This is a genomic window from Burkholderia sp. AU31624 (assembly GCF_020420065.1).
In the GTDB taxonomy this organism is placed as follows: Bacteria; Pseudomonadota; Gammaproteobacteria; order Burkholderiales; family Burkholderiaceae; genus Burkholderia.
Window position 1 is genome coordinate 342,614 of the sequence record NZ_JAIZRT010000009.1, and the last position, 23,720, is coordinate 366,333.

General features: G+C 66.9%; 22 protein-coding genes. 10 read left to right on the plus strand and 12 right to left on the minus strand.

Features of this window, described 5'->3' with window-relative positions; all coding sequences use genetic code 11:
• Positions 1-19 precede the first annotated feature (19 nt).
• From LGM89_RS30405 to LGM89_RS30415, 3 genes are all read left to right on the plus strand, one after another.
• Entirely contained in the window at positions 20-664 is a 645-nt protein-coding gene (locus LGM89_RS30405) for a response regulator (protein WP_043186307.1), read from the plus strand.
• A gap of 202 nt (positions 665-866) precedes the next feature.
• Complete coding sequence (locus LGM89_RS30410) at positions 867-1,430, plus strand: PAAR domain-containing protein (protein WP_226274883.1); 564 nt, start codon at positions 867-869, stop codon at positions 1,428-1,430.
• Positions 1,430-2,023, plus strand: a complete 594-nt coding sequence (locus LGM89_RS30415) for a type VI secretion system amidase effector protein Tae4 (protein ID WP_226274884.1) — start codon at positions 1,430-1,432, stop codon at positions 2,021-2,023. Before LGM89_RS30410 ends, LGM89_RS30415 begins: the two co-directional genes overlap by 1 nt.
• A 598-nt stretch (positions 2,024-2,621) precedes the next feature.
• Here the strand turns inward: LGM89_RS30415 and LGM89_RS30420 are convergent.
• Complete coding sequence (locus LGM89_RS30420) at positions 2,622-4,151, minus strand: MFS transporter (RefSeq protein ID WP_226274885.1); 1,530 nt, start codon at positions 4,149-4,151, stop codon at positions 2,622-2,624.
• 144 nt (positions 4,152-4,295) lie between these two features.
• On the opposite strand from LGM89_RS30420, the gene LGM89_RS30425 reads away from it, so the two are divergent.
• Positions 4,296-4,934 carry a TetR/AcrR family transcriptional regulator gene (locus tag LGM89_RS30425; protein ID WP_226274886.1) on the plus strand — a complete coding sequence of 213 codons (639 nt, stop codon included), beginning with the start codon at positions 4,296-4,298 and terminating at the stop codon, positions 4,932-4,934.
• 82 nt (positions 4,935-5,016) lie between these two features.
• On the opposite strand, the gene LGM89_RS30430 is transcribed toward LGM89_RS30425, so the two are convergent.
• Complete coding sequence (locus tag LGM89_RS30430) at positions 5,017-5,613, minus strand: phospholipid-binding protein MlaC (RefSeq protein ID WP_089428733.1); 597 nt, start codon at positions 5,611-5,613, stop codon at positions 5,017-5,019.
• Between the two features lie 322 nt (positions 5,614-5,935).
• Between LGM89_RS30430 and LGM89_RS30435 the strand changes: the two genes are divergently transcribed.
• Both LGM89_RS30435 and LGM89_RS30440 read left to right on the plus strand, forming a co-directional pair.
• Entirely contained in the window at positions 5,936-8,569 is a 2,634-nt protein-coding gene (locus LGM89_RS30435; RefSeq protein ID WP_226274887.1) for an MMPL family transporter, read from the plus strand.
• Entirely contained in the window at positions 8,562-9,536 is a 975-nt protein-coding gene (locus tag LGM89_RS30440; protein ID WP_226274888.1) for a VacJ family lipoprotein, read from the plus strand. The genes LGM89_RS30435 and LGM89_RS30440 overlap by 8 nt, the downstream gene beginning before the upstream one ends.
• 113 nt (positions 9,537-9,649) lie before the next feature.
• On the opposite strand, the gene LGM89_RS30445 is transcribed toward LGM89_RS30440, so the two are convergent.
• The 5 genes from LGM89_RS30445 to LGM89_RS30465 form a co-directional block, all read right to left on the minus strand.
• A complete protein-coding gene (locus LGM89_RS30445; protein ID WP_241022391.1) occupies positions 9,650-10,306 on the minus strand; it encodes a phosphorylase in 657 nt (218 codons plus the stop codon).
• A 51-nt stretch (positions 10,307-10,357) separates the two neighbouring features.
• Positions 10,358-12,331 (minus strand): squalene--hopene cyclase, encoded by a 1,974-nt coding sequence (gene shc, locus LGM89_RS30450; protein ID WP_069252799.1) that lies wholly within the window; start codon positions 12,329-12,331, stop codon positions 10,358-10,360.
• A gap of 15 nt (positions 12,332-12,346) precedes the next feature.
• Positions 12,347-13,600: a hydroxysqualene dehydroxylase HpnE gene (gene hpnE, locus LGM89_RS30455; protein ID WP_226274889.1), complete on the minus strand. Its 1,254-nt coding sequence runs from the start codon at positions 13,598-13,600 to the stop codon at positions 12,347-12,349.
• A gap of 13 nt (positions 13,601-13,613) precedes the next feature.
• A complete protein-coding gene (gene hpnD / locus LGM89_RS30460; RefSeq protein ID WP_089428727.1) occupies positions 13,614-14,462 on the minus strand; it encodes a presqualene diphosphate synthase HpnD in 849 nt (282 codons plus the stop codon).
• A 259-nt stretch (positions 14,463-14,721) separates the two neighbouring features.
• Positions 14,722-15,054 (minus strand): hypothetical protein, encoded by a 333-nt coding sequence (locus LGM89_RS30465; protein WP_226274890.1) that lies wholly within the window; start codon positions 15,052-15,054, stop codon positions 14,722-14,724.
• A gap of 175 nt (positions 15,055-15,229) precedes the next feature.
• Here LGM89_RS30465 and LGM89_RS30470 point away from each other — a divergent pair, with 175 nt between their 5' ends.
• Positions 15,230-16,114: an alpha/beta fold hydrolase gene (locus tag LGM89_RS30470; RefSeq protein WP_226274891.1), complete on the plus strand. Its 885-nt coding sequence runs from the start codon at positions 15,230-15,232 to the stop codon at positions 16,112-16,114.
• 54 nt (positions 16,115-16,168) lie between these two features.
• On the opposite strand, the gene LGM89_RS30475 is transcribed toward LGM89_RS30470, so the two are convergent.
• From LGM89_RS30475 to LGM89_RS30485, 3 genes are read right to left on the minus strand one after another with little or no spacing between them, the layout of a single operon-like run.
• Complete coding sequence (locus LGM89_RS30475) at positions 16,169-17,107, minus strand: GGDEF domain-containing protein (RefSeq protein ID WP_226274892.1); 939 nt, start codon at positions 17,105-17,107, stop codon at positions 16,169-16,171.
• Positions 17,104-17,730 (minus strand): chemotaxis protein CheC, encoded by a 627-nt coding sequence (locus LGM89_RS30480; RefSeq protein ID WP_039344650.1) that lies wholly within the window; start codon positions 17,728-17,730, stop codon positions 17,104-17,106. The genes LGM89_RS30475 and LGM89_RS30480 overlap by 4 nt, the downstream gene beginning before the upstream one ends.
• The gene (locus LGM89_RS30485) at positions 17,723-18,091 is read right to left on the minus strand and encodes a response regulator (RefSeq protein WP_039344648.1); all 369 of its coding nucleotides are present in this window, start codon (positions 18,089-18,091) and stop codon (positions 17,723-17,725) included. The genes LGM89_RS30480 and LGM89_RS30485 overlap by 8 nt, the downstream gene beginning before the upstream one ends.
• 473 nt (positions 18,092-18,564) lie before the next feature.
• On the opposite strand from LGM89_RS30485, the gene LGM89_RS30490 reads away from it, so the two are divergent.
• Entirely contained in the window at positions 18,565-20,823 is a 2,259-nt protein-coding gene (locus LGM89_RS30490) for a hybrid sensor histidine kinase/response regulator (RefSeq protein WP_226274893.1), read from the plus strand.
• A 52-nt stretch (positions 20,824-20,875) separates the two neighbouring features.
• On the opposite strand, the gene LGM89_RS30495 is transcribed toward LGM89_RS30490, so the two are convergent.
• Positions 20,876-21,430 carry an NADPH-dependent FMN reductase gene (locus LGM89_RS30495; protein WP_011353625.1) on the minus strand — a complete coding sequence of 185 codons (555 nt, stop codon included), beginning with the start codon at positions 21,428-21,430 and terminating at the stop codon, positions 20,876-20,878.
• 366 nt (positions 21,431-21,796) lie between these two features.
• Between LGM89_RS30495 and LGM89_RS30500 the strand changes: the two genes are divergently transcribed.
• Together LGM89_RS30500 and LGM89_RS30505 are read left to right on the plus strand one after the other, a co-directional pair.
• Positions 21,797-22,396, plus strand: coding sequence for an RNA polymerase factor sigma-70 (locus tag LGM89_RS30500; protein WP_069252807.1), 600 nt, complete (start codon positions 21,797-21,799; stop codon positions 22,394-22,396).
• A complete protein-coding gene (locus tag LGM89_RS30505) occupies positions 22,374-22,595 on the plus strand; it encodes a zf-HC2 domain-containing protein (RefSeq protein WP_089446749.1) in 222 nt (73 codons plus the stop codon). Before LGM89_RS30500 ends, LGM89_RS30505 begins: the two co-directional genes overlap by 23 nt.
• Before the next feature lie 139 nt (positions 22,596-22,734).
• Here the strand turns inward: LGM89_RS30505 and arsC are convergent, their stop codons facing one another.
• Positions 22,735-23,091, minus strand: coding sequence for an arsenate reductase (glutaredoxin) (arsC, locus tag LGM89_RS30510; RefSeq protein ID WP_226274894.1), 357 nt, complete (start codon positions 23,089-23,091; stop codon positions 22,735-22,737).
• Positions 23,092-23,720: the final 629 nt, after the last annotated feature.

Below are 23,720 nucleotides of genomic sequence, written 5' to 3' on the forward strand. Positions count from 1 at the left end.
CACAGGAGACCTTTCACGCATGAGCGCCCCCGACACTGCCCGGCCCGTCGCCCGACTGCTGCTCGTCGACGACCACCCGCTCGTGCGCGACGGCTTGCGGATGCGGCTCGAAGCGGCCGACCTGTCCGTGGTCGGCGAAGCCGGCAACGCCGACGAGGCGCTCGCGCTTGCCGCGTCGCTCGAACCCGATCTCGCGCTGATGGACGTCGGCATGAACGGGATGAACGGCATCACGCTCGCGGGCGTGTTCCACGAGCGCTTTCCGGGCATCCGCGTGCTGATGCTGTCGATGCACGACAACATCGAATACGTGACGCAGGCCGTGCGTGCCGGCGCGAGCGGTTACCTGCTGAAGGATTCGCCCGCGAGCGAGATCGTGCGCGCGATCGGCGCGGTGCTGGCCGGCCAGACGTTCTTCAGCGAAGGGCTCGCCGCGCGGATGATCCACGCGAGCGCGACCGCGTCGCCGCTCGACCGGCTCACGCCGCGCGAACGCGACATCCTCGACGCGCTGGCGGAAGGGCTGTCGAGCAAGCAGATCGCGCAGCAGACGGGGCTGTCGGTGCGCACGGTCGAGACGCACCGGCTCAATCTGAAGCGCAAGCTGGAGATAGAAGGGCAGGCCGAGCTGATCAAGTTCGCGGTCGAGCATCGGCGGAGGTAGGCCAGCACGTCAACGGCATCCACCTCACGATTCGCCGTCCAATTTCATACTCGTCCAATCGACCGCTCCCCGGGTCGATGGAATCCTTTCGCTTGCCGGAACGAGCATCGTGCTCGTGTTTCGCATGACGCCTGCATGAACTCGTCGTGCGGCAACCGGCATCACCGGCAGATATCGGTGATCTGGACCGAGGAGCGAAATCATGATGCGCCGTATCGCCGTTGTCGGCGACGAGTTGGAAACCGGGGGACACGTCATTGCCTACGCAGGGCCACGATTCACGTTTGGCGACGCTGGCCATCAGGTTGCGCTGATCGGCGGCCTCGCGTTCTGCAAAGCATGCGGAAGTACTGGACAGATTGCCAAGGCTGGCGGACCGAAGCGCATCAGATTCATGGCCGAAACGGCAGCCGATGGCGACGTCGTGTTATGTCGATGTGCGACACCGCCACGCATCGTTGCGGTGCTCTCCGGCAATTCATGGTGCGATGACGAAGCGGAAACGGAAGGCGTCGTTTCTTCCGGATCGAATCCGCAACGCAATACGGCGGCCATAGCCGCGGGCGTCTATGACGAATGCGTTCGCGCCGTCGGAAACGGCGCAGTGCCGGATTATCCGTACATCATCGAAACATCGGACGGGCGTGTTCACTCGGGCCGACTCGATGCCACCGGATACCTGCCGCGTGTTCATACGAGCCATGAGGGCACGTACACGGTCTATTGGGGCGACGAAGCGCTCGCACGACTGAGCGGGGATGCGTAATGCCAAACGCAAAAACAGTCGTGAGGACGACCACCGTGCAAAACTCGCACAAGGAAGTCCAACTGAAGTCGGTAACGTTTTCCGAACTCTGGAACAACTATGCTCACGGGAATCCGTACGCCGATCCAAACGGACAGTACCAGAACCAGTGCGCCATCCGGATGAGTGTAACGCTGCACAACGTCGGCATCGAGATGAAGTCGTTTTCGCAGAAGCGGGTCCGGCCAATGCCAGGCAAGCCGACACTGGGCCGCCTCATGCTCAACGGCAAATCGACCGCCACACGCGCATACGAGTTTGCTGAATGGTTGAAGCTACGGCCGGTCGCCGGCGTACTGGCTCCCGAGAACATTACGGGACGCGATTGGGCGAGCAAGGTAGCAAGTCGAACCGGAATTGTCTTCTTCGATGGCTATTGGCTGCAGGACGGCGATTCGCCGGACAATTTGAGCGGCGGCCATATCGACCTCTGGAATGGAGGCAGGCTCACCGGTTTCGCATCAGGCATTCGGATTTCGTGGAATATTGTCATAGCGGGTTTCTGGTCGGATTTCCGCAACTCAAAAACCATTTTGTTCTTTCCCGTCAAATGAAATTCGTTGCCGCTGTAGCGAGCGCACTTGTCGGCGTAGCCTTCGCCACCTTGATCTGCTGGGGCTCTCTCTACGCATACGGAACACTCGTCCTGCATGGCAGAGGTAGCCTTTTCGATACGAACCCGGAAATCGCGGATGCGTTCTTCGCAGGATGGGGTGGGCTGTCTGCCATCTTTGCGATCGTTTCGGCGAGCATCGTGACTCGCAGGAAATCACGTTAATCCTCGGACATGCGGCCAAGAATAAGACGTGTAGGACTCTCGCTCTTGTACGGGATCGCAGGTCTGGTAACTACCTGGCTCGCATGCTGGATCGGAAGCCGGATCGATTGGCGGATTCATACCGGTTGGCGAATGCACTTCGGTCAGCATTCCTGCCGCGAAATCGATCTCTGTTCACCACCCTGGCCAGTTTTCGCGCTGCTCATCGTGTTGCTGCTCGGCCCATCGCTTGCATTCGCCTTCGCGGGTTGGCGGATCGCGCGTCAACGTGTCACAGCACGAAAATTGGTGCTTTCCTTGGCCGCCTTGGCAACGCCCACGATGCTGATCTACATCGCGTCATATGTGATTCGATAGGTGGCGAAGTTGACCGGTCACGGTCGTTCCGGCCGCGATTGCGTCGAGCACGACACCGGCGCAATACCCTGCTTTCGACTGACTTCACGCCGCACCATCAGCATCACCGCAACCACAATACTGAGGATCCCGGAACACAAAACCGCGACCGAAAACCCGTGCGCCATCGCGTCCCGATACGCACCGAGCGGCGCCGGCTGCCCTGCCGCAAATACATGCTCCATCACCGCCTGTCGCGCGAGCGTATCCGCTTGCGCGCTGCCGGCCACCAGCATCGCGGCCGTCATCCGGTGCAGCGCCCCGACGCTCATCACGCTGCCGAGCACCGCGATGCCCATGCTCATCCCGGTCTGACGCAACGCGTTCATCGTCGCCGACGCCATGCCCGCGCGTTCGGCCGGCGCCAGTTCCATCACGGTCATGCCGGTCGCGGGCACCGCGAGCCCCATGCCGACGCCGAGCAACGCCAGCGCGACACCGACCGGCACATACGACGTGTCCGCGCCGAAGCCGGCCATGAGCGACAGCATCGCGCCGATCAGCCCGTATCCCCCCACCATCAGCGCATGCAACGGAATACGCGCCGCGATGCGCCCGAACAGCATCGACGTGATCGCCGTCATCACGAACTGCGGCATCAGTTGCCAGCCGGCCCCGGCCGGCGTGCGCCCCTGCGCCTGCTGCAGGAACAGCGACAGGAAGAACAAACTGCTGTACCCCGAGAACCCGAGCACGAATGACGCGAGATTGGCGCGCACCAGCCGCCGGTCGCGAAACAGCCAGACCGGCAGCAGTGGCCGCTCGACACGCGTCTCGACTCGCACGAACACGACGAACGCCACCGCGGCGCCCGCCAGCGGCGCGAGCACCTTCGCGTGCCACGCGCCGGCTTCGCCGATACCGATCAGCCCGTACGTGAGCAACCCGAGCCAGATCACGCTCAGCGCCTGGCCGAGCGGATCGAACGCCGCATGCTGCGGATGCCGGCGCTCCGGAATGCCCCATGCGCCGAGCAGCACGGTCACGACGCCGATCGGCACGTTGACGAGGAAGATGTTCTGCCATCCGCCATGCTCGACGAGCAGGCCGCCCACCAGCGGCCCGAGGATCAGCGCGAGCGCGCTGAACGCGGACCACCCGCCGATCGCGCGGGCACGCTCGCGCGCATCGGGAAATGCATGCGTGAGGATCGGCATCGCGCCCGGTATCAGCAACGCACCGGCGAGCCCCTGGATCGCGCGGCCAATCAGCAGCGGCTCGGTGCTGCCCGCGCATGCGCACACCACTGACCCCACCGTGAACAGGACTACGCTGGCGAGCCACACGCGCTTGTGTCCGTAGCGATCGCCAAGCGGCCCGGCCGACAGCATGAATGCGGACAGCGTCAGCGCATATGCATTGACGACCCACTGGAGGCCGCCGATATCGGTATCGAGCGCCGTCTGCAGCGTCGGCAGCGCGACGTTGACGATGCTGATGTCGAGCGTGGCGAGAAAGGTGCCGAGACAGGCGGCCAGGACGAGTGCGGCGCGACGGGAGCGAGGCATGGTGGTCAGCCCTTGACGGGCATCGAGATGAGAATGATTCTCATCATATATATCGACCGACCGTCGGTCAATGGACTGCATTGGCCGTGAGCGGGACGCTGGCCTAAACTGCGGGCTGTGCATGAACGGGCGTCGAGCCGCGCGATGACGGACAGGACCAAGGCAGGACTCAGGACAGTGAAAGACGACACGCCGGCAGGCAAGCCGCGCACGAAGCCGGCGGAAGTGCGCCTCGAGGAACTGATGGCGGCGGCCGAGACGCTGTTTCTCGCGCAGGGCGTGGAAGCGACGACCATCAGCGAGATCGTCGAGCACGCGCAGGTCGCGAAGGGCACGTTCTATCACTACTTCGAATCGAAGTCCGACATGCTCGCCGCGCTCGCGCAGCGCTACACGGCGTCGTTCCTCGACCGTTTGCAGCACGCGGTGGACGCATGCGACGCCGACGACTGGCTCGCGCGCCTGCGCGCGTGGATCCGCGCCAACATCGAAACCTACGCGGCGACCTACCGCACGCACGACATCGTCTATACGAACCACCATCACCACGATCGCGCGAATGCCGACAAGAACGCGATCCTTGACCAGCTCGGCGCGATTCTCGACGGCGGCGCACGGGCCGGCACCTGGCGGCTCGCGCACCCGCAGGTCACCGCGCTGCTGATCTATGCGGGCGTGCATGGTGCGACCGATCACATCATCGCGACGCCGGAAGCGGATCGTGCCGCGTTCGTCGATGCGGTGGTCGACGATTGCCTGCGGATGCTCGGCGTCAGCGCGTAACGCGCCGCCAGCGCACAGCCATGAAAAAGGGCGCCCGAGGGCGCCCTTCGTGCATCCGGAATCCGGATCGCTCAGCGGCCGATCAATTCGTCCGCGAATTGTGCTTCTGCAGATACGCGATCAGCCCGTCGATGCCGCCCGATGCGAGCTGGCTCTTGAACTGGCCCTGGTAGACCTGGATCAGCCACGCGCCCGACATGTCGATGTCGTAGATCTTCCAGTCGTTGCCGACCTTGCCGAGACGATAGCCGACCGACTGGCTGTCGCCCGGCGTCGTGACCGTCGACTGGACGAGCGCGTCGGCGCCCGACGCACCGCCGGCCTTGAACGAGAACTTCGCGTCCTGGCTGCCGAGCTGCGCGAGCGACGCGGCGTAGGTGCGCGTCATCAGCAGCCTGAACTGCTTGTACAGCTCCTGCTGCTGTTGCGGCGTGGCCTGCTTCCACGCGTCACCGACCGCGATGCGGGTCGTGCGCTCGAAGTTGGTCGCGGGCAGGAAGCGCTGCTCGACGACCGCCGAGACCTTCGCCATGTCACCGCCGCGTGCGGCCGGATCGGCCTTCATCGCATTGACGGTGCCCTCGACCGCATTGCGGACGATATCGACCGGCGCGCTCTGCGCGAAAGCGGAAACCGACACGGCGGCCGCCGCGACGAAAGCAAACAGATGACGTTTCATACGAATATCGCTCGATGAGAAAAAACGACCGGTTCATTGCACCGGCCGACGGAGCAAAGTATACCGGGCTCGACGCCTCGGTGCGCCGCCGTGATCGACTGTTACCTTTCAGATCCTTTGTCACAGGCCCGCGGCGGGGCGTCGACGCAGCGCGGCGCCGTTTATGTAAATATCCCCTTACAAACCGGCCGGCCATCGGTATCGATTCCGCCGCCACGAACAATTCTCCTTCCCTTCTCGTAACCCCCAACGTCACGACCGCCGCCACGCTGCGCCGGTATACTTGGCTACTTTGCCCTTTCCAGCCGCTCCCCACCGCCACATGGTGACATCTCTCATCGTCCGACTCGTTGCATGGTCGGTACGCCGGCCCGTCTGGGTCGTCGTGCTGTCGCTCGTCATCGCCGCACTCAGCGGCGTCTATGTCGCGCAGCATTTCAAGATCAACACCGACATCAGCAAGCTCGTCGATGCGGAACCGCAATTTGCCGCGCTCGGCCACGCGGTCGACACGGCGTTCCCGCAACGCAACGGCACGATCCTCGCGGTCGTCGAGGCGCCCGCGCCCGAATTCGCGAATGCCGCCGCGCAGGCGCTGACCGACGCGCTGCAGAAGGATGCCGCCGCCGGCCGCATCGGCCAGGTCGCCGAGCCCGGCGGCGGGCCGTTCTTCGAGCACAACGGGCTGCTGTTCCTGTCGCCGCAGGAAGTCACCGATACGACCGCGCAGCTCGCGAGCGCGCGCCCGCTCGTCAACGAACTCGCGAAGAACCCGAGCCTGACCGGGCTCGCCACGACGCTCTCCACCACGCTCGGCCAGCCGCTGCTGACCGGCCAGGTGAAACTGCCCGCGATGGCGAAGCTGCTCGCGCGCAGCGCCGCGACGGTCGACGACGTGCTGGCCGGCAAGCCGGCCGCGTTCTCGTGGCGCGCGCTGGTCGACAACGATGCCGCGCGGCAGCCCGCGCGCGCGTTCGTCACCGTGCAGCCCGTGGTCAACTACGGCGCGCTGAAGGCCGGCGCGGCAACCAGCCAGGTGATCCGCGACGCGGCCCGTTCGATCGACCTCGAGAAGCGCTACGGCGCGGTCGTGCGCCTGACCGGCGAACAGCCGCTCGCCGACGACGAATTCGCGTCGGTCGAGGACGGCGCGGCACTCAACGGCGTCTTCACGCTGCTCGCCGTGCTCGTCATCCTGTGGCTCGCGCTGCGTTCGAAGCGGATGATCGGCTCGGTGCTCGTCACGCTGTTCGTCGGCCTCGTCGTGACCGCCGCGCTCGGCCTCGCGATGGTCGGCTCGCTGAACATGATCTCGGTTGCGTTCATGGTGCTGTTCGTCGGCCTTGGCGTCGATTTCTCGATCCAGTACGGCGTGAAGTACCGCGAGGAGCGCTTCCGCGATCCGCGCATCGACCACGCGCTGATCGGCGCCGCGCACTCGATGGGCATGCCGCTCGCGCTGGCCACCGCGGCCGTCGCGGCAAGCTTCTTCTCGTTCATCCCCACCGCCTATCGCGGGGTGTCGGAGCTCGGCCTGATCGCGGGCGTCGGGATGTTCGTTGCGCTGCTCACCACGATCACGCTGCTGCCCGCGTTGCTGCGCCTGTTCGCGCCGCCGGGCGAATCGAAGACGCCGGGCTTTCCGTGGCTCGCGCCGGTCGACGATTACCTCGACCGCCATCGCAAGCCGATCCTGATCGGCACGCTCGTGGTCGTGATCGGCGCGCTGCCGCTGCTCGCATTCCTGCGCTTCGACTTCAACCCGCTGCACCTGAAGGATCCGAACAGCGAATCGATGGCGACGCTGCTCGCGCTGAAGGATTCGCCGGAAGCCGCCGTCAACGACGTCACGCTGCTCGCGCCGTCGCTCGCGGAGGCCGATGCGGCCGCGAAGCGCCTCGACGCGCTGCCCGAAGTCGGCCGCACGACCACGCTGTCGACCTTCATCCCCGCCGACCAGCCGGCCAAGCGCGCGGCGATCGCCGCGGCCGCGAGCGACCTGCTGCCCGCGCTGACGCAGCCGCCCGCGCCGCCCGCGACCGACGCGCAGCGCGTCGCCGCGCTCAAGCGCGTGTCGGACCTGCTGAGCTACGCGGCCGAAGATCACCCGGGCCCGGGCGCGGCCGCCGCGCAGCACCTGTCGGCGTCGCTCGCGAAGCTCGCCGCCGCGGATGCCGCGACGCGCGACCGCGCCGAACGCGCGTTCTCCGACACGCTGCGCATCGCGCTCAACCAGCTCGCGTCGCTGCTGCAGCCGCAGGGCGTCACGCGCGAATCGCTGCCGCCGCAGCTGGTGCGCGACTGGGTCGCGCCGGACGGCCATGCGCTCGTGCAGATTTCGCCGAAGGTGCCGAAGGGCGTCGACCCGGGCGACGACACGATGCTGCGCCGCTTCGCGAAGGCCGTGAAAGCCGCGGAGCCGGGCACGACCGGCGGGCCGATCTCGATCCTGCATTCGGCCGACACGATCATCAACGCGTTCCTGCATGCGGCGCTGTGGTCGATCATCTCGATCACGGTCCTGCTGTGGGTCACGCTGCGCCGCTTCGGCGACGTGCTGCGCACGCTGGTGCCGCTGCTCGTGTCGGGCGTCGTGACGCTCGAGCTGTGCGTCGTGCTCGGCATGCCGCTCAACTTCGCGAACATCATCGCGCTGCCGCTGATGCTCGGCGTCGGCGTCGCGTTCAAGGTGTATTTCGTGATGGCGTGGCGCGCGGGGCAAACCGGCTTGCTGCACTCGAGCCTCACGCATGCCGTCCTGTTCAGCGCCGCGACGACGGCGACCGCATTCGGCAGCCTGTGGCTGTCGCACCACCCGGGCACGTCGAGCATGGGCAAGCTGCTCGCGCTGGCCCTGACCTGCACGCTGATCGGCGCCGTGGTGTTCCAGCCCGTCCTGATGGGCAAACCGCGCGTCAAACGCGCCAAGAACCAATCGCAAGGAATCAATGAATAAGGTGCGAATCATTGCGGCGACCGTTGCCGCCAGCGCGGCGCTGACCGGCTGCGCGACGGGACCGAACCGCAACCCCAACGACCCGCTCGAGCCGATGAACCGGGCGATGTACAAGTTCAACGACACCGTCGACACGAACATCGCCCAGCCGATCGCGAAGGGGTACCAGAAGGTCACGCCGACGCCCGTGCGCACCGCGATCAGCAACTTCTTCTCGAACCTCGGCGATCTCGGCAACATCGCGAACAACCTGCTGCAGCTCCGCATCACCGATGCCACCGAGGATCTGATGCGCGTGGCGATGAACTCGGTGTTCGGCGTCGCCGGCCTGATCGACATCGCGACGCCCGCCGGGCTGCCGAAACATCACCAGGACTTCGGCCTGACGATGGCGCGCTGGGGCGTGCCGTCGGGCCCGTACCTCGTGCTGCCCGTGTTCGGGCCGAGCACGATCCGCGACGGCGTCGGCCGCGCGGTGGACGTGCGCTTCAACCTGCTGAACTACATCGAGCCGGCCGCGCGCAACCCGATGTACATCGCGCAGTTCATCAGCGCGCGTTCGGATCTGCTCGGCGCGACCGACCTGCTGAAGCAGGCCGCGCTCGATCCGTATTCGTTCGTGCGCGACGCGTACCTCCAGCAGCGCAAGTCGCTGACGTATCGCAGCCAGTCGTCGTCGGCCACGGTGCCGACCTACAACGAACCGGGTGAAGCGGGCGCCGTGCCGGCCGCGACGCCGGCCGTGCCGGGGCTGCCGAACTACGAGGATCCGGGCGAGTCGGGCGGCGCATCGGGCGCCACGCCGAGCAATGCACCGGCCGCGCCGGGGCTGCCCCAGTACGACGATCCGGGCGCGGACAACGCGATGCCCGCGAGCGCGCCTGCTGCTGCATCGGCCGCTGCGCCGGCTGCGGCATCGGCGGCCGCACCCGCGACGCCCGCGAGCGCGCCGGCCGTGCAGCAGTAACGCTGCAGCGGCCCCCGCCACAAAGACAAAGAGCGCTGCAGATGCAGCGCTCTTTTTTTGTCCGCGAGAAACGGAAACCGGGGGAGAAGGGCGAGACAGGCGGCGCGTGCCGCTCAGGCGATCCGCATCGCACCGGCACGCTCGAACGCGTGCCGCGCCTGGATCAGCGTCGTGCGCGCCGCGCGCGCATCGCTCGCGACCTGCAGCAGCGGGCCGAGCTGCGACGGCTGCTTCAGCAGTTCGCGCAGGATCGGCAGGATCGCCGTGCTGCCGTCGTCGCGCAGGCCGGCCGTTGCCGCGCGCGGCAACGTGCGCCACGCCGGATCGACGATCGCGCGGCACACCGCGAACGGTACGCCGCGCGCCGCCGCGAAGGCCGCCGCGATATGCGACTCCATGTCGACGGCGAGCGCGTCCTTCGCGCGATGCAGCGACGTCTTGTCCTGCTCGCTGATGACCGGTGCGCCGACGGCCGCGATCGTGCCGCGCGTGACGCGCGCCCAGACGGGCGTGTCGTGCAGCGCGGCGACGAGCCGTGCGCTCCAGCCTGCGTCGGTCTCGACACGGCCGAACGGCCCGTCGATCGCGCTCGCGACCACGAGCGCGCCGGGCGCCAGGTCGGGCGCGAGCCCGCCTGCCGTGCCGAAGCTCACGATGCCTGCGCAACCGCGTGCGGTCGCCTCGGTCAGCGCGCGTTCGAGGCGGTCGGCCCGTGCGGCAAAGACGGCTTCGACGCCGTCGCCGCGCGCGATGCGCGCCTCGAACGCCATCCCCGTCACGGCGATGACGGGCAGCGAGCCGGTGGATTGCGGCGCCACGGGTTACAGCCCGACCGTCACGCGCGTGGTGTTGTCGCGCTTCAGGTTGCGATAGCGGGCGAGCGCCCACAGCGGGAAGAACTTGCGATAGCCGTGATAGCGCAGGTAGAACACGCGCGGGAAGCCCGTCGCCGTGAAGCGCGTCTCGTCCCACAAGCCTTCTTCGTTCTGCTCGGCGATCAGGTAGTCGATGCCGCGCGCCACCGCCGGGTTGTTCACCTCGCCGGCCGCCATCAGGCCGAGCAGCGCCCACGCGGTTTGCGACGCGGTGCTCGGCGCCTGCTCGAAACCGCGATAGTTCAGCTTGTAGCTGTCGCCGTCCTCGCCCCAGCCGCCGTCCTTGTTCTGGATCGACAGCAGCCATTGCGCACCGCGCTTCATGCGCGGATCGTCCGGCGTCAGGCCGGCCGCATTCAGCGAGCACAGTGCCGTCCACGTGCCGTACACGTAGTTCATCCCCCAGCGGCCATACCAGCTGCCGTCCGGTTCCTGTTCCTTGAGCATGTAGTCGAGTGCGCGACGCGCCGGCTCGCTGTTCAGCGGCGTCTCGCCGAGCTGCGACAGCATCGACAGGCAGCGGCCCGACACGTCGGCCGTCGGCGGATCGAGCAGCGCGCCGTGATCCGAGAACGGGATGTTGTTCAGGTAGTACTGCGTGTTTTCCGGTTCGAACGCGCCCCAGCCGCCGTCGCTGCTCTGCATCCCGACGACCCACTCGCGCGCCCGCGCGATCGAATCGCGATACGCATCGTTCTGCTTGAGTTGCTGCGCGCGCTCCATCGCCACCGCGACCACCGCCGTATCGTCGACGTCCGGGTAGTGCGCGTTCGCGTACTGGAACGCCCAGCCGCCGGGCCGCACGTGCGGGCGGCGCGAGATCCAGTCGCCGCGCACGTCGAGGATCTGCAGCGGGCGCAGCCATTCGAGGCCGCGGATCGCGGCATCCTCGGCACGCGCGTCGCGCGTTTCGAGCAGCGCATGCGCGGCGAGCGACGTGTCCCACACCGGCGACAGGCACGGCTGGCAATACGCTTCATCGTCGTGCACGACGAGCAGCTTCTCGATCGACTTGCGCGCGATCGCGCGGTTCGGGTGATCTTCCGCGTAGCCAAGCGCGTCGTACATCATCACCGAGTTGGCCATCGCCGGATAGATCGCGCCGAGGCCGTCCTCGCCGTTCAGGCGCTCGTCGACGAACGACACGGCCTGGCGGATCGCGCGTTCGCGCGTGTAGTTCGGGAACAACCCGTCGACCGCGCGCAACGCATGATCGACCACGCGGAAGAACGCGAACCAGCCGGCGCTCTGGTGGCCCTGGCGCGGCAGCAGCCCGGCGTTGACGGGCGGATCGATGAACAGTTCGTCGATGCGCACGCCGCGCGGGTTCTTCGCGAGCGGGCGCTTCGCGTTCAGCACGAGCAGCGGCACGATCACGGTGCGCGCCCAGTACGAGACCTTCGACAGATGGAACGGGAACCACTGCGGCAGCAGCATGATCTCGACCGGCATCATCGGCACCGCGCGCCACGGAATCGCGCCGTACAGCGCGAGCTGGATGCGCGTGAACACGTTCGACATCTCGGCGCCGCCCATCGCGTGGATGGCGCGGCGCGCACGTTGCATGTGCTCGGCGTTCTCGTCGTCGCCGATCACCTTCAGCGCGAAATACGCCTTCACGCTCGCGCTGATGTTCGGCGCGCCGTCGGTGAACAGCGGCCAGCCGCCGTCGGCCTGCTGGATGCGGCGCAGATACTTGCCGATCTTCTGTTCGAGCTCGAGGTTCGGCGTCTCGCCGAGATAGTGGACGAGCAGCACGTATTCGGCGGGAATCGTCGAATCGGCTTCGAGTTCGTAGACCCAGTGGCCATCCGCGTTCTGCGCGGCCAGCAGCGCGTCGGTCGCACGCGCGACGGCCGTATCGACGCCGGCCGGCACGGCGCCGGCGGACAGGGTAGCCATTTCGGTGAGATCGTTCATCGGTCCCTCTTTTACTTACTGTGTCTGGAGCACGTCCGCGGCCAGTTGGCCGGAGCGGATCGCACCCTCGATCGTGGCGGGCAAGCCGGTGGCAATCCAGTCGCCTGCCAGCACAAGATTGGTCCAGCGCGTACGCACGGCCGGACGCTTCATTTCCTGCGACGGCACCGCCGCAAAGCCCGCGCGCGGCTCGACGACGAGCTGCCACGCGGGGATGGTTTCCGGGTTCGCGCCGGTCACGCGCGCGACGTCTTCCCAGATGCGCCGCGCGAGCGTGTCGCGCGGCGTGTCGAGCCAGCGGCCCGCGTCGCGGATCGTCGCCGCGAGCTGGCCGCCGCCGGTGCGCACCGTATCGACGACACCGTTGACCACGGACGTCTGCAGCGGATTGCCGGCCGGCGCTTCGGCCGCGAAATATGCGGTCACGACCGCGCCGAACGTATCGGGCGCGGTGAGTTCGGGCACGAGCGGCTGCGCGACCTCGGGCGGCACGGCCAGCACGACGGCGTCGCCCGGCGCGAGATCGATCCGCTCGCCGCCGACCGAAACCGCATCGACCGCGTTGCCGTGCGCGCCGAATTCGAACGCGTCGAGCCGCGAATTCAGCCGGATCTGCGCGCCGCCGTGCTGCAGCATCCGCAGCGCCGGTTCGACGAATGCGCTGCCGAGGCCATGGCGCGCGACGAGCGGACGGCAGCCGGAGCCGCCCGCGCAAAACGTGCCGCACAGCGCCGCGCGCGCGAGTTCGGCGCTCGCGTGGCGCGGCTCGACGTTCAGCACACCGAGGAAATACGGCCGCAGCCAACGTTCCCACAACATGCCGTCGCATCGCATCGTCTGTGCGAGTGAGCGGCCCATGCGCGCGAACGCGAGCGGGGCGAGCGCGAGGTAGTCGAGCGGCGTCGTGTCCGGCGCGCGCGACGCGGCATCGAACAGCCACGACGGCCAGCGCCCGCCGCCGAAGCGCAGCGTCCAGCGCTGCTGCGACGCGACGTCGACGACCGGGAATTCAGGCAGCGCGGGCCCCGTGAGCTGGTCGGCCGCGCCGATCGCACGCAGGTAGCGCTGCGTCGCGGGCTGTCCCGCGAACACCGTGTGCAGCCCGCTGTCGAGCGTCGTGTTAAGCGTCCCGTCGAACCACGAGCGGCAGCGGCCGCCCGCATGCGCGTGCGCGTCGTGCAGCACGATGCGCCGCCCGCGGCGTTGCAGCTCGACCGCGGCCGACAGGCCGGCAACGCCGGCGCCGATCACGTGGACGGTCCTGGGCATCGACTCGGTCGGCTCAGAACAGCGCGTAGCGCGCGGCGATCATCAGCATGCGCGCCTTCGGCTTGCGCAGCGGCGCGCGCGGGAACGCAAAGCCGCGTGCGATCGCGGCTTCGAGAATGCAGCGATACGCGCCCGACATGATGCGCGGCGCCTTCACCTGCGCACGCGCGCAGGTGTCCATCACCGCGTCGGCCTGGCGGAAGTGCTCGAGCGCGCGCTCGACGAGCGTCGCGCACACGCGCGGCAGCGCCGGATCGCGCACGATCGTCGCCGGGTCGGTGATCGCGATGCCTTCGCGCGCAAGCAGCTCGCGCGGCAGGTAGCAACGGTTGATCGCCGCATCGTCGTCGATGTCGCGCAGGATGTTGGTCAGTTGCAGCGCGCGGCCGAGGTGATGCGACAGCTTGATTCCTTCGGCTTCCGGCATCCCGAAAATCCTCACCGACAGCCGGCCGGCCGCGCTCGCCACGCGATCGCAGAAGAGGTCGAGCGTCGGTTCGTCGGGCGCGCAGATGTCTTCGACCGCATCCATCGCCATCCCGTCGATCATCGCGTGGAAATCGTCGCGCTGCAGGTTGAATGCGCGGATCTCGCGGTCGAGCGCGGCCAGGTGGCGCGGCGGGCGGCCGGCGAAGCACGCGTCGATGTCCGCGCGCCAGCGATCGAGGCCCGCGTGGCGCTCGGCACGCGGCAGGTCGCTGTCGGCGATGTCGTCGACCGCGCGGCAAAACGCGTAGACCTGGAACATCGCATCGCGCTGCACGGCCGGCAGGATGCGCATCGCAAGATAGAAAGAACTGCCCGATGTGACGGCAGCGGCGTCGGTTTCTTGTTCGTCCACGACGGAATGGGAAACGGCCAAGACGAGCTCCACGGAGACACCCACGCGGGGCGATTGAAGAAGCCATGCCCGGCTGGGATGGTCAGGGTGTCAAATGCGTGCGAGATATGCGAACGATCGACACAGACAGGCACAAATTACCGGCCGGAAGCCGGAATTGGGCGAAAGTATAGCAATCTTTGAAGTTCGATGGCGGACACGCGCCACGTGCGGCGGCATGCCGGAAGCCGTTGGCCGGCAAGCGCGGCCGGCCCGGGCCGGCCTCGGCGCCGGCCGCGCGTCAGCCGTAGACGATGTCGCGTTGCAGGTCGAGCGCAATGAGCCCCATTTCGTGGGTGAGCTGCAGCATCGAGCGGCGTTCGAGGCGCGAGCCCATGAAGCTCGTCACGCGGCCGTCGGGCTCCGTAGTGAACTGGAATGTCGCGCCGCCCGTGCCGAACCACGCGCCCGGCACATCGGGCGATTCCTGCCAGTCGATCTGCGCGAACACGCGTGCGATGCCCGCACGCACCAGGTCGCCCGGGCCGATCGGCGGCGCGATGTCGCCGAGGTCGTCGAGCGAATAGGGGCCGGGCTTGTCCGGCCTCCGGTAGAAGAGATAGTCGACGTTCATGGGGCGCAATCGCAGGCAAAGCAACAAATTAGCGTGCTTCGCGATAAATTCAAATCAGATACGAACGAAATGTGGCCTGTACGAGACAAGAGGGACGGATCGAATCCGGCCCGTCAGGGCGCACACGGGTTCGTCTAAGATGACACCTTTCTCAAGATCTGAAGACCCGGACACCATGGAGACGAACGCAAGCGCCACCCCGCAGTCCGATCATCCCGTTTTCGTGCTCGTGCACGGCGCCTGGCACGGCGCGTGGTGCTACGCGCACGTCGCGGCCGCGCTGGCCGCGCGCGGCCACCTGTCGATCGCGCGTGACCTGCCCGCGCACGGCATCAACGCCCGTTTTCCCGCTTCCTACTTCGCACGCCCGCTCGACAAGGACGCGTTCGGCGCCGAGCCGTCGCCGGTCGCGAACACGACGCTCGACGATTACGCCACGCAGGTGATGCAGGCGGTCGACGACGCGTACGCGCTCGGCCGCGGCAAGGTCGTGCTCGTCGGGCACAGCATGGGCGGCCTCGCGATCACGGCGGCCGCCGAACGCGCGCCGGACAAGATCGCGAAGATCGTCTATCTCGCGGCCTTCATGCCCGCGTCGGGCGTGCCGGGCCTCGACTACGTGCGCGCACCTGAAAACAAGGGTGAAATGCTCGGCCCGCTGATGCTGGCGAGCCCGCGCGTCGCCGGTGCGCTGCGCATCGATCCGCGCAGCGGCGACCCCGCCTATCGCGAGCTCGCGAAGCGCGCGCTATACGACGACGTGCCGCAGGCCGACTTCGAGGCCGTCGCGAACCTGATGAGCTGCGACGTGCCGGCCGCGCCGTTCGCGACCGCGATCCCGACGACGGCCGCACGCTGGGGCGCGATCGACCGTCACTACATCAAGTGCCTGCAGGATCGCGTGATCCTGCCCGCGCTGCAGCAGCGCTTCATCGACGAAGCCGACGCGTTCGCGCCCGGCAACCCGACCCACGTGCACCAGCTCGACAGCAGCCATTCGCCGTTCATGTCGCAGCCGGCCGTGCTCGCCGGCGTCCTGGCCGACATCGCGAAAAGCTGAGCGCGGCACGCGCCCGGCGCATCCGCTCCGCGCACGGCGGGGCGTATGCGCCACCTACGCATACGCGACCGACCGGTCGCGCCCGAGCCGCTTCGCGCGATAGAGCGCGGCATCGGCCTCGTTGACGAGCACGTCGCTGGTCGGCGCGCCCGCCTTCGCACACGCGCCGCCGACGCTCGCCGTCACCGGCACGCTGACCCCCTCGGCATCGACCGGCACGCTGCCGATCGCATCGCGCACCTTGTCGGCCACGAGCATCGCCTCGTCGAGATTCGTGCACGGCAGCAGCAGCGCGAATTCCTCGCCGCCGAAGCGGCCGAACGTATCCTGCGCACGCACGATCGACGCGACGCGACGCGCGGTCTCGCGCAGCACGGCATCGCCGGCGGCATGCCCGAAGCGGTCATTGATCGTCTTGAAGTGGTCGAGATCGAACAGCAGCACCGACAGGTCGCCGCCATAGCGCTGCCAGCGCGCGAATTCGTCGCTGAGCCGCGCCTCGAAGAAGCGCCGGTTCGCGATGCCGGTCAGGCCGTCGCGATTCGCGTGCTCGCGCAGCTTCGCGACCGCTTCCTCGCGCTCGCGCTGCATCACGCTCACATGCGTGACGTCCGAGATCGTCACGCACACGGCTTCGACGTCGCGGCCGCGCGTGAGCGGCATGAACGTGCAGTCCTGCTGCATGTAGTCGACGCCACCCGTGATCGGCCGGTCGTGCTCGAAGCGGAACAGGTAGGGCCGCTGCTCCCACGAGCTGAACGCGAAGCTGCCGAGCTGGAACACGCTCTCGAGCTTGCGCGACAGCCACGCGCGCGGCAGGTCGGGAAAACAGTCGAACAGGTTGCGGCCGATCACGTCCGCGGCCGGGATGCCGCTGTGGTCCTGCATGAAGCGATTCCACATCAGCACGTTCATCGCGCGGTCGAGCACGAACAGGCCGAAGCCCACCCGCTCGATCACGAGGTCGCTCAGCGACGAGGTGGCGGCCGTCATAGCGCGGACAGCAACGCGTCGAGCGCGTCGCCCATCAGCCGGATCGAATCCTCGGCCATCAGCATCACGAAGTGGGCGCGGAACGCGTGGTCCTCGAGCCCGAAGTTCACTTCCAGCAGCAATGCCACGCTCCAGGCCAGCTCGGTCGGCTGGAATACGTCGTCGAACGACACGTTCGCGCCGAGCAGCCCCGGCGGAAAGAACACGGGCTTGCGGCCGAGCTCGTCGAGGATCGACGCGACGCACGCGCCCATCAGCACGTTCGCGACGTCGAACACGACTTCGTCGGGGGTCGCCATCCCGCCGTACACGCCATCGCCGAACGTGCGGTCGACGACCGACATGAGCCGCGCGATGCTCGCGGTGCGGCACAACACGATCGCCTCGCCCTTGATGTCGGAACGAAAACCCTGGCGCACGGCGGTCACGTTGTCGTGAATGCCCGTCATCTCGCGCAGCGCGTCGCCCGCGTCGGTCGCTTTCACGACCCGCACGCGCGGCACCGACAGCTCGATGAAGTGCCCGAGCAACAACGCGAGCCGCGCGGCGGCGCGGCCCATTGCGAGGTTGGCGATCTCCTGCAACGCGTCGCGTTGCTCCGCCGTGAACACCGAGTCAGGCATACAACCCATACTCCTTGAGAATGGGCAGCAATGCCTCCGACGTCACGGGCTTGGCTACGAATGCGATCGCGCCCAATTCGCGCACGCGTGCTTGCGCCTGCGGCTGAATATCGGCGGATACCACGATCACGAACGTGTTCAGATCTTCGTGGCGCAGTGTCTCCAGGACCTGATATCCGCTCATGTCGGGCATCGTCAGGTCCAGAAACATTACGGAAGCTTTGCCGTCACGATAGAGCGCCAAGGCCTCTCGACCATTCGCGGCATACGCGACTTCGACGTCCCAGCCTCCCGGCAGCGCCTTTGTCAGAAGTTTGCGAGCGAGCAGCGAATCGTCGGCAATTACAATCGGCAAAGGCATGGGGCGATGCGGTATACGGAATGGTCTCTCTCGCGTTAACGACCGCGCGGCGCACTTCTTTAGGCGCCATGCGTTCGGGTGTGCGGGCAACCGTCTGGCGGCCGCGCGCGGGCGCCGCGACGCGGAGTGCGCGCGACGCACCGCGCGGCGAACACCGGCGGGCGCATATATCTGTCATAGGGAAAGCAAGGCGCGATTCTCTGAGTAAACCGGAGGCGATGCAACTCGCCATTTTCAGCATTTCGAACAGAATTGGTCCGAACACGCGCCATTCCGAAAACAGTCACGACCATTTTCGAGATAAGTACGCAAAATTTTTCCTTGTGTACGTTTGCGCTGCCGAATTCGTCGCGTTTTCAATCTGACAATTTCCCCCTGTCGAAATCGACAGGATGGCTGGCGTCCGGGGCCGTGCGGCGGGCCGTCGCAACTCGTTTATGATGGCAGGCACCTCCGCCTCACCCGCTTCCTCGATGATGTCCAACCGGCCCGCCGATTCCCACGCTCCCGCCTCCCCGCCCGCCGACGACTGGCAGGACGACGGCAACTATGCGGCCGGTGCGCCCGAGCACGATTTCGCGGTGCGTCGCATGACGCTGATCGTGCTGCTCGTCGCGGCGATCGTGCTGCCGTGCATCTACGTCGTGGTGATGGCGTACAACGACCTGAAGACGCGCGAGGCCGCCGCGAGCGACGTGACGATGCGCACGGTGCGGGTGGCCGAGGAGCACGCGCTCAAGGTGTTCGACCTGAGCGAGACGCTCGATGCGCGCATCGTCGATCTCGTGCAGGACATGGACGACGCGACCGTGCGCAACCGGGAGTCCGACATCCACGAAGCGCTGAACACGATCGGCGGCGGCTATCCGCAGGTGGCCGCCGTGTCGATCTTCGGCGCGAGCGGGATGCTGCTCGCGAACAGCCTCTACTATCCGGCGCCCTACGCGTCGATCGCGAACCGCGACGACTTCGCCGGCATCCGCGACGGCAAGGTCATCGAACACATCTCGCGGCTGATGATGGGGCCGCTCAAGCTCGAGAACATTCCCGTGTTCAACACGGGCGTCGCGCGGCGCCATAGCGACGGTTCGTTCGCCGGGATGGTGTCGATCGCGCTGAAGTCGTCGTATTTCAACGCGTTCTACCGCGACCTGCTCGGCGGAGTGAGCACGCCGATGACGATGGCGCTCGCGCGCTCGGACGGCGCGGTGATCGCGTCATATCCGCCGCCGCCGGCACTCGCGCACACCGATCGCGCGGTCACGTTCGGCGACGCGCGCAACGATCCGCGCGCCGGCGTCGTGCGCGTGCGCCACGACGGCGCGAGCAGCGAGATCGTCGCGTATCGCCAGGTCGGCAGCTATCCCGTCTACGTGACGTGCGCGTACCGCACGTCGGCGATCTGGCATGAATGGTACGAACACCTGAGCGTGCTGTTCATCTCGATGTTCGCGCCGTCGGTCGCGCTGTGGTCCGTGATCTGGCTGTCGCTCAAGCGGCTGAAGGCGGAAGAGGAGGCGTGGGACCGCTGGCAGGCCGAAGCGTCGATGCGGCGCTCGATCGAATCCGCGTACCGGCAGTCGCGCAAGATGCAGGCGCTCGGCAATCTCGTCGGCAGCGTCGCGCACGACTTCAACAACCTGCTGATGATCATCTCGAGCAACGTGCAGATCGCGCGGCGGCGCGGGGTCCAGCATCTCGACAAGGAACTCGGCGCGATCGAGCGCGCGCTGAAGAACGGGCAGTCGCTCACGCGCCAGCTCCTCGGTGTCGCGCGCAAGCAGCCGCTGCACAACGAAACGATCGACGTCGGGCAATGGCTCGGCACGTGCCGCGAATTGCTGAAGACATCGCTCGGCTCGAAATCGTCGCTGGTCGTCGCGATCGAGCCGGGTGTCTGGCCGATCCGCGTCGACGTCGCGGAGCTCGAGCTCGCGGTGATCAACCTCGCGGTCAACGCGCGCGACGCGATGACGACCGGCGGCCGCTTCACCGTCGGCGCGCGCAACGTGACGCTGCGTCGCGAAGACGGTTTTCCGCTCACCGGCGATTTCGTGCAGATCTCGCTCGACGACACGGGTTCGGGCATGGCGCCCGACGTGCTCGCGCGTGCGTTCGAGCCGCTGTTCACGACGAAGGCGCAGGGGATGGGGACGGGGCTCGGCCTGCCGCAGGTGTTCGCGTTCTGCGAACGCTCGGGCGGCCTCGCGACGATCGACAGCGCGGTCGGCGCCGGCACGTCGGTGCGCCTCTACCTGCCGCGCGCACGCGTCGAGGATGTCGTCGCGCGGCCGCCGGCGGTCGTGCACGATGCGGGGGCGGGGGCGCTCGCCGGGCTGCATGTGCTGCTCGTCGAGGACAACGGCGAAGTCGCGGCCGGCACCGAAGCGCTACTGTCGCTGCTCGGGCACCGGGTGACCTACGCGCCCACCGCCGACGACGCGTTGCGCCTGATCGAAGGCGCGGCCGCGAACGACGCGTTCGATCTCGTGATTTCGGATATCCACATGCCGGGCCGCCTGAACGGTATCGACCTCGCCGAAGCGGTCGAACAACGGCCGGAGAAACTGCCCGTGATACTCGTCACGGGTTACGCGGAGGAGCTCGACCGCACGCGCACCGTCAACGTTCGCGTGCTGTCGAAGCCGTTCGACATCGCGCTGCTCGACGAGATCCTGCTGGGCATCCGTGAAGCGCGCGATGCACGACACGCGCGGCACGCCGGCACGTGACCCGCTGCGTGCGGGCCCGCGCCGGTGCCGGCGGCGTGATCGGGTGGGGCGCTCAGGCCGACTTCAGCAAGCGCACCCAGCCCGTGTAGCGATCGACGAAGCCCTGCAGGAACTTGCGGGTGTCTTCGCTGACGATCTGGCCCTGGTCGTCGATGCGCGCCGGATCGTGCTTGATGAACATCTCGGGCTGCCCGAGCGTCTTCACGTCGAGATACGCGAGCACGTTGCGCAGGTGCTGCTGTGCGAGCGCGGTGCCCGTCGCTCCCGGCGACGTGCCGAGCACGGCACCCGGCTTGCCCGACCACGAATTGGAACCCCATGGGCGCGAGCCCCAGTCCAGCGCATTCTTCAGCACGCCCGGAATCGAGCGGTTGTACTCGGGCGTGAAGAACAGCAGCGCGTCGGCGGCCTCGATCGACTGCTTGAAGCGCTTCGCGACTTCCGGGAAATCCGCGTCGTAGTCCTGGCTGTATAGCGGCAGCTCGCCGATCTCGACGAACTCGAACGAGAAATCGGCGGGGGCGAGCGAGATCACGGCGTGTGCGAGCGCGCGGTTCCACGAAGCGCGACGCAGGCTGCCGACGACCACAGCGATGCGATAGGACATGACATTCTCCTTCCGGTGAGTGAGGAATCGGATCGATTACTTCCGAACGGGCGACAAAGGTCTGTTTATAGGCAAGCCAGCCCGCGAACCGCCCCACGGGGCCGTCCGGCCGACTTTCCACAAGGTTTTCCACAGAAATTGTGGATAACTCGGCCGTTATGCTCTGACATTACAGATTGCCTACCGCGAGTCGTTGCCGACCCGCGACACAGGGTTCGGCAAGCATAGCGCAGTGCGCAGGCCGGTTTCGTGAATTCGTGACGGAACATGCATTGCAGGCCGGCACCGCGCCCAGTAAGCTGCTCGCACAGCGATGCGCCTGCCCTGTGGCGCACGCGCGATCGCTTCGAGACTTGCACCCCATTCATGCCGTCCGCCTACGACGATCCCGTTTATCTCGCGCAACTGCGGCGCGACCTGCTGCGCTTCGCGCGGCTCCAGCTCCGTGATGCCGATGCGGCCGAAGACGCCGTGCAGGAAGCACTCGCCGCCGCGTGGTCGCATGCGGGCGATTTCGCCGGGCTGTCGGCGCACAAGACCTGGGTGTTCGGCATCCTGCGCAACAAGCTGATCGACGTGCTGCGCGCACGGCAGCGGACGGTGAGCCTGTCCGCGCTCGATGCCGAGCTCGACGGCGAATCGGTGCTCGATCGCGAGCTGTTCAAGGAAAACGGGCACTGGGCCGCGCATGCGAAACCGCGACCGTGGCCACGCCCCGAAACGCTGTTGCAGCAGCAGCAGTTCTGGACGCTGTTCGAGGCCTGCCTCGATCACCTGCCGGAGCAGATCGGGCGCGTGTTCATGATGCGCGAATTCCTCGACTTCGAAATGACGGACATCTGCAGCGAATTGACGCTGACGACGAATCATTGCAGCGTGCTGCTTTACCGGGCGCGCACGCGCCTGCGAACCTGCCTGAGCGAACAAGGATTAACGACCGAAGATGCTGCCGGGGAAATGTACTGACGTGACGCGACTGCTGTCGGATGCGCTCGACCGGCATCTGACCCTGCATGAGCGCCTGCAGGTGCGCATACACCTGCCGACCTGCAGTGGCTGCAGAGCCTATCGCGGGCAGATCGCGCTGCTGCGGACGGCCGCGAAAGCGGCGGCGGGGCGGGGGCCTGCCCCGGATGATGATGGTGTGTCGTCCGGGGAAGGCTAAGCCCGGATCGCTCGACGGCGATCGTCCGGGCCGTAGTGGCGGGCCGCCCGGTGATCGAGCTGGCTTCAATTGCCGATGCTCGTGCTAATGCTTGCGCTGGGCTAGGCTGACGCAATCAAAAAAATACGGCGGGCATGAATTATTCGAACAGCGCCTGCACCGATTCGGGCGGTCGGCCGATGGCGGCCTTGCCGCGGTGAACGACGATGGGGCGCTGCAGCAGAATCGGATGAGCGGCAATTGCCGCATAGGCTTCCGCATCGTTCAGATCGGCGCGCGCCAGATTCAGCGCCTTGTACGGCTCCTCACCGTCGCGAAGCATGTCGCGAACCGGTCGACCAAGCTGCCGATGCAGCGCTTCCAGTTCCTCGACCGCCGGCGGCGTCTTCAGGTACTCGACGACATTCAACGGCGCACCGGTGGTATTCAGCGACTCGACCAACGCAAGCGTCTCGCGCGACTTCGAGCATTGGGGGTTGTGGTAGATCGTGATCATCTTTCAGGCCTGAAGGGTAGAGCCCTGTATTGTAGCCAGGTCTGTATTGGGGGCTTGGCGGGGCAGGCGACGAGTAATCGGGAGACCGGGCGCGGATTCGCTGCTTCGTAGAGGCCGACGGATGATGCGGTGCGATGGATCGCGAAAGGGGAGTGCTGGTCGGGACGCGCTTCAATGAATTGGTGGGTTTATGCGCATAAAGGCGCGCGGAACTCTATCGCGGGATGGTGATTAAAGGTCCGCGCGCCTGGCCAATACGATGGGGTTCGGTCCGCAAAGGGTGTAGCCGATGGCGCTGCAGGCCGGTTGGTTTATGCGCATAAAGCGGGCGACTGCCGGGCATGAGGATCCTGCGATTCGCGGCGCGGTGAATACAGGCGCTTCGGTGTGCCTGCTTCGGTGTGATGCCTGCTTCGGTGTGCCTGCTTCGGTGTGATGCCTGCTTCGGTGTGATGCCTGCTTCGGTGTGATGCCTGCTTCGGTGTGATGCCTGCTTCGGTGTGATGCCTGCTTCGGTGGGATGCCTGCTTCGGTGGGATGCCTGCTTCGGTGGGATGCCTGCTTCGGTGGGATGCCTGCTTCGGTGGGATGCCTGCTTCGGTGGGATGCCTGCTTCGGTGGGATGCCTG

Bases quoted from the DNA above. Each gene is read 5' to 3' on its own strand.
- LGM89_RS30405 (WP_043186307.1), top strand. From the start codon at position 20: ATGAGCGCCCCCGACACTGCCCGGCCCGTCGCCCGACTGCTGCTCGTC.
- LGM89_RS30410 (WP_226274883.1), top strand. From the start codon at position 867: ATGATGCGCCGTATCGCCGTTGTCGGCGACGAGTTGGAAACCGGGGGA.
- LGM89_RS30415 (WP_226274884.1), top strand. From the start codon at position 1,430: ATGCCAAACGCAAAAACAGTCGTGAGGACGACCACCGTGCAAAACTCG.
- LGM89_RS30420 (WP_226274885.1), bottom strand. From the start codon at position 4,151: ATGCCTCGCTCCCGTCGCGCCGCACTCGTCCTGGCCGCCTGTCTCGGC.
- LGM89_RS30425 (WP_226274886.1), top strand. From the start codon at position 4,296: ATGACGGACAGGACCAAGGCAGGACTCAGGACAGTGAAAGACGACACG.
- LGM89_RS30430 (WP_089428733.1), bottom strand. From the start codon at position 5,613: ATGAAACGTCATCTGTTTGCTTTCGTCGCGGCGGCCGCCGTGTCGGTT.
- LGM89_RS30435 (WP_226274887.1), top strand. From the start codon at position 5,936: ATGGTGACATCTCTCATCGTCCGACTCGTTGCATGGTCGGTACGCCGG.
- LGM89_RS30440 (WP_226274888.1), top strand. From the start codon at position 8,562: ATGAATAAGGTGCGAATCATTGCGGCGACCGTTGCCGCCAGCGCGGCG.
- LGM89_RS30445 (WP_241022391.1), bottom strand. From the start codon at position 10,306: ATGGCGTTCGAGGCGCGCATCGCGCGCGGCGACGGCGTCGAAGCCGTC.
- shc (WP_069252799.1), bottom strand. From the start codon at position 12,331: ATGAACGATCTCACCGAAATGGCTACCCTGTCCGCCGGCGCCGTGCCG.
- hpnE (WP_226274889.1), bottom strand. From the start codon at position 13,600: ATGCCCAGGACCGTCCACGTGATCGGCGCCGGCGTTGCCGGCCTGTCG.
- LGM89_RS30465 (WP_226274890.1), bottom strand. From the start codon at position 15,054: ATGAACGTCGACTATCTCTTCTACCGGAGGCCGGACAAGCCCGGCCCC.
- LGM89_RS30470 (WP_226274891.1), top strand. From the start codon at position 15,230: ATGGAGACGAACGCAAGCGCCACCCCGCAGTCCGATCATCCCGTTTTC.
- LGM89_RS30475 (WP_226274892.1), bottom strand. From the start codon at position 17,107: ATGACGGCCGCCACCTCGTCGCTGAGCGACCTCGTGATCGAGCGGGTG.
- LGM89_RS30480 (WP_039344650.1), bottom strand. From the start codon at position 17,730: ATGCCTGACTCGGTGTTCACGGCGGAGCAACGCGACGCGTTGCAGGAG.
- LGM89_RS30485 (WP_039344648.1), bottom strand. From the start codon at position 18,091: ATGCCTTTGCCGATTGTAATTGCCGACGATTCGCTGCTCGCTCGCAAA.
- LGM89_RS30490 (WP_226274893.1), top strand. From the start codon at position 18,565: ATGATGTCCAACCGGCCCGCCGATTCCCACGCTCCCGCCTCCCCGCCC.
- LGM89_RS30495 (WP_011353625.1), bottom strand. From the start codon at position 21,430: ATGTCCTATCGCATCGCTGTGGTCGTCGGCAGCCTGCGTCGCGCTTCG.
- LGM89_RS30500 (WP_069252807.1), top strand. From the start codon at position 21,797: ATGCCGTCCGCCTACGACGATCCCGTTTATCTCGCGCAACTGCGGCGC.
- LGM89_RS30505 (WP_089446749.1), top strand. From the start codon at position 22,374: ATGCTGCCGGGGAAATGTACTGACGTGACGCGACTGCTGTCGGATGCG.
- arsC (WP_226274894.1), bottom strand. From the start codon at position 23,091: ATGATCACGATCTACCACAACCCCCAATGCTCGAAGTCGCGCGAGACG.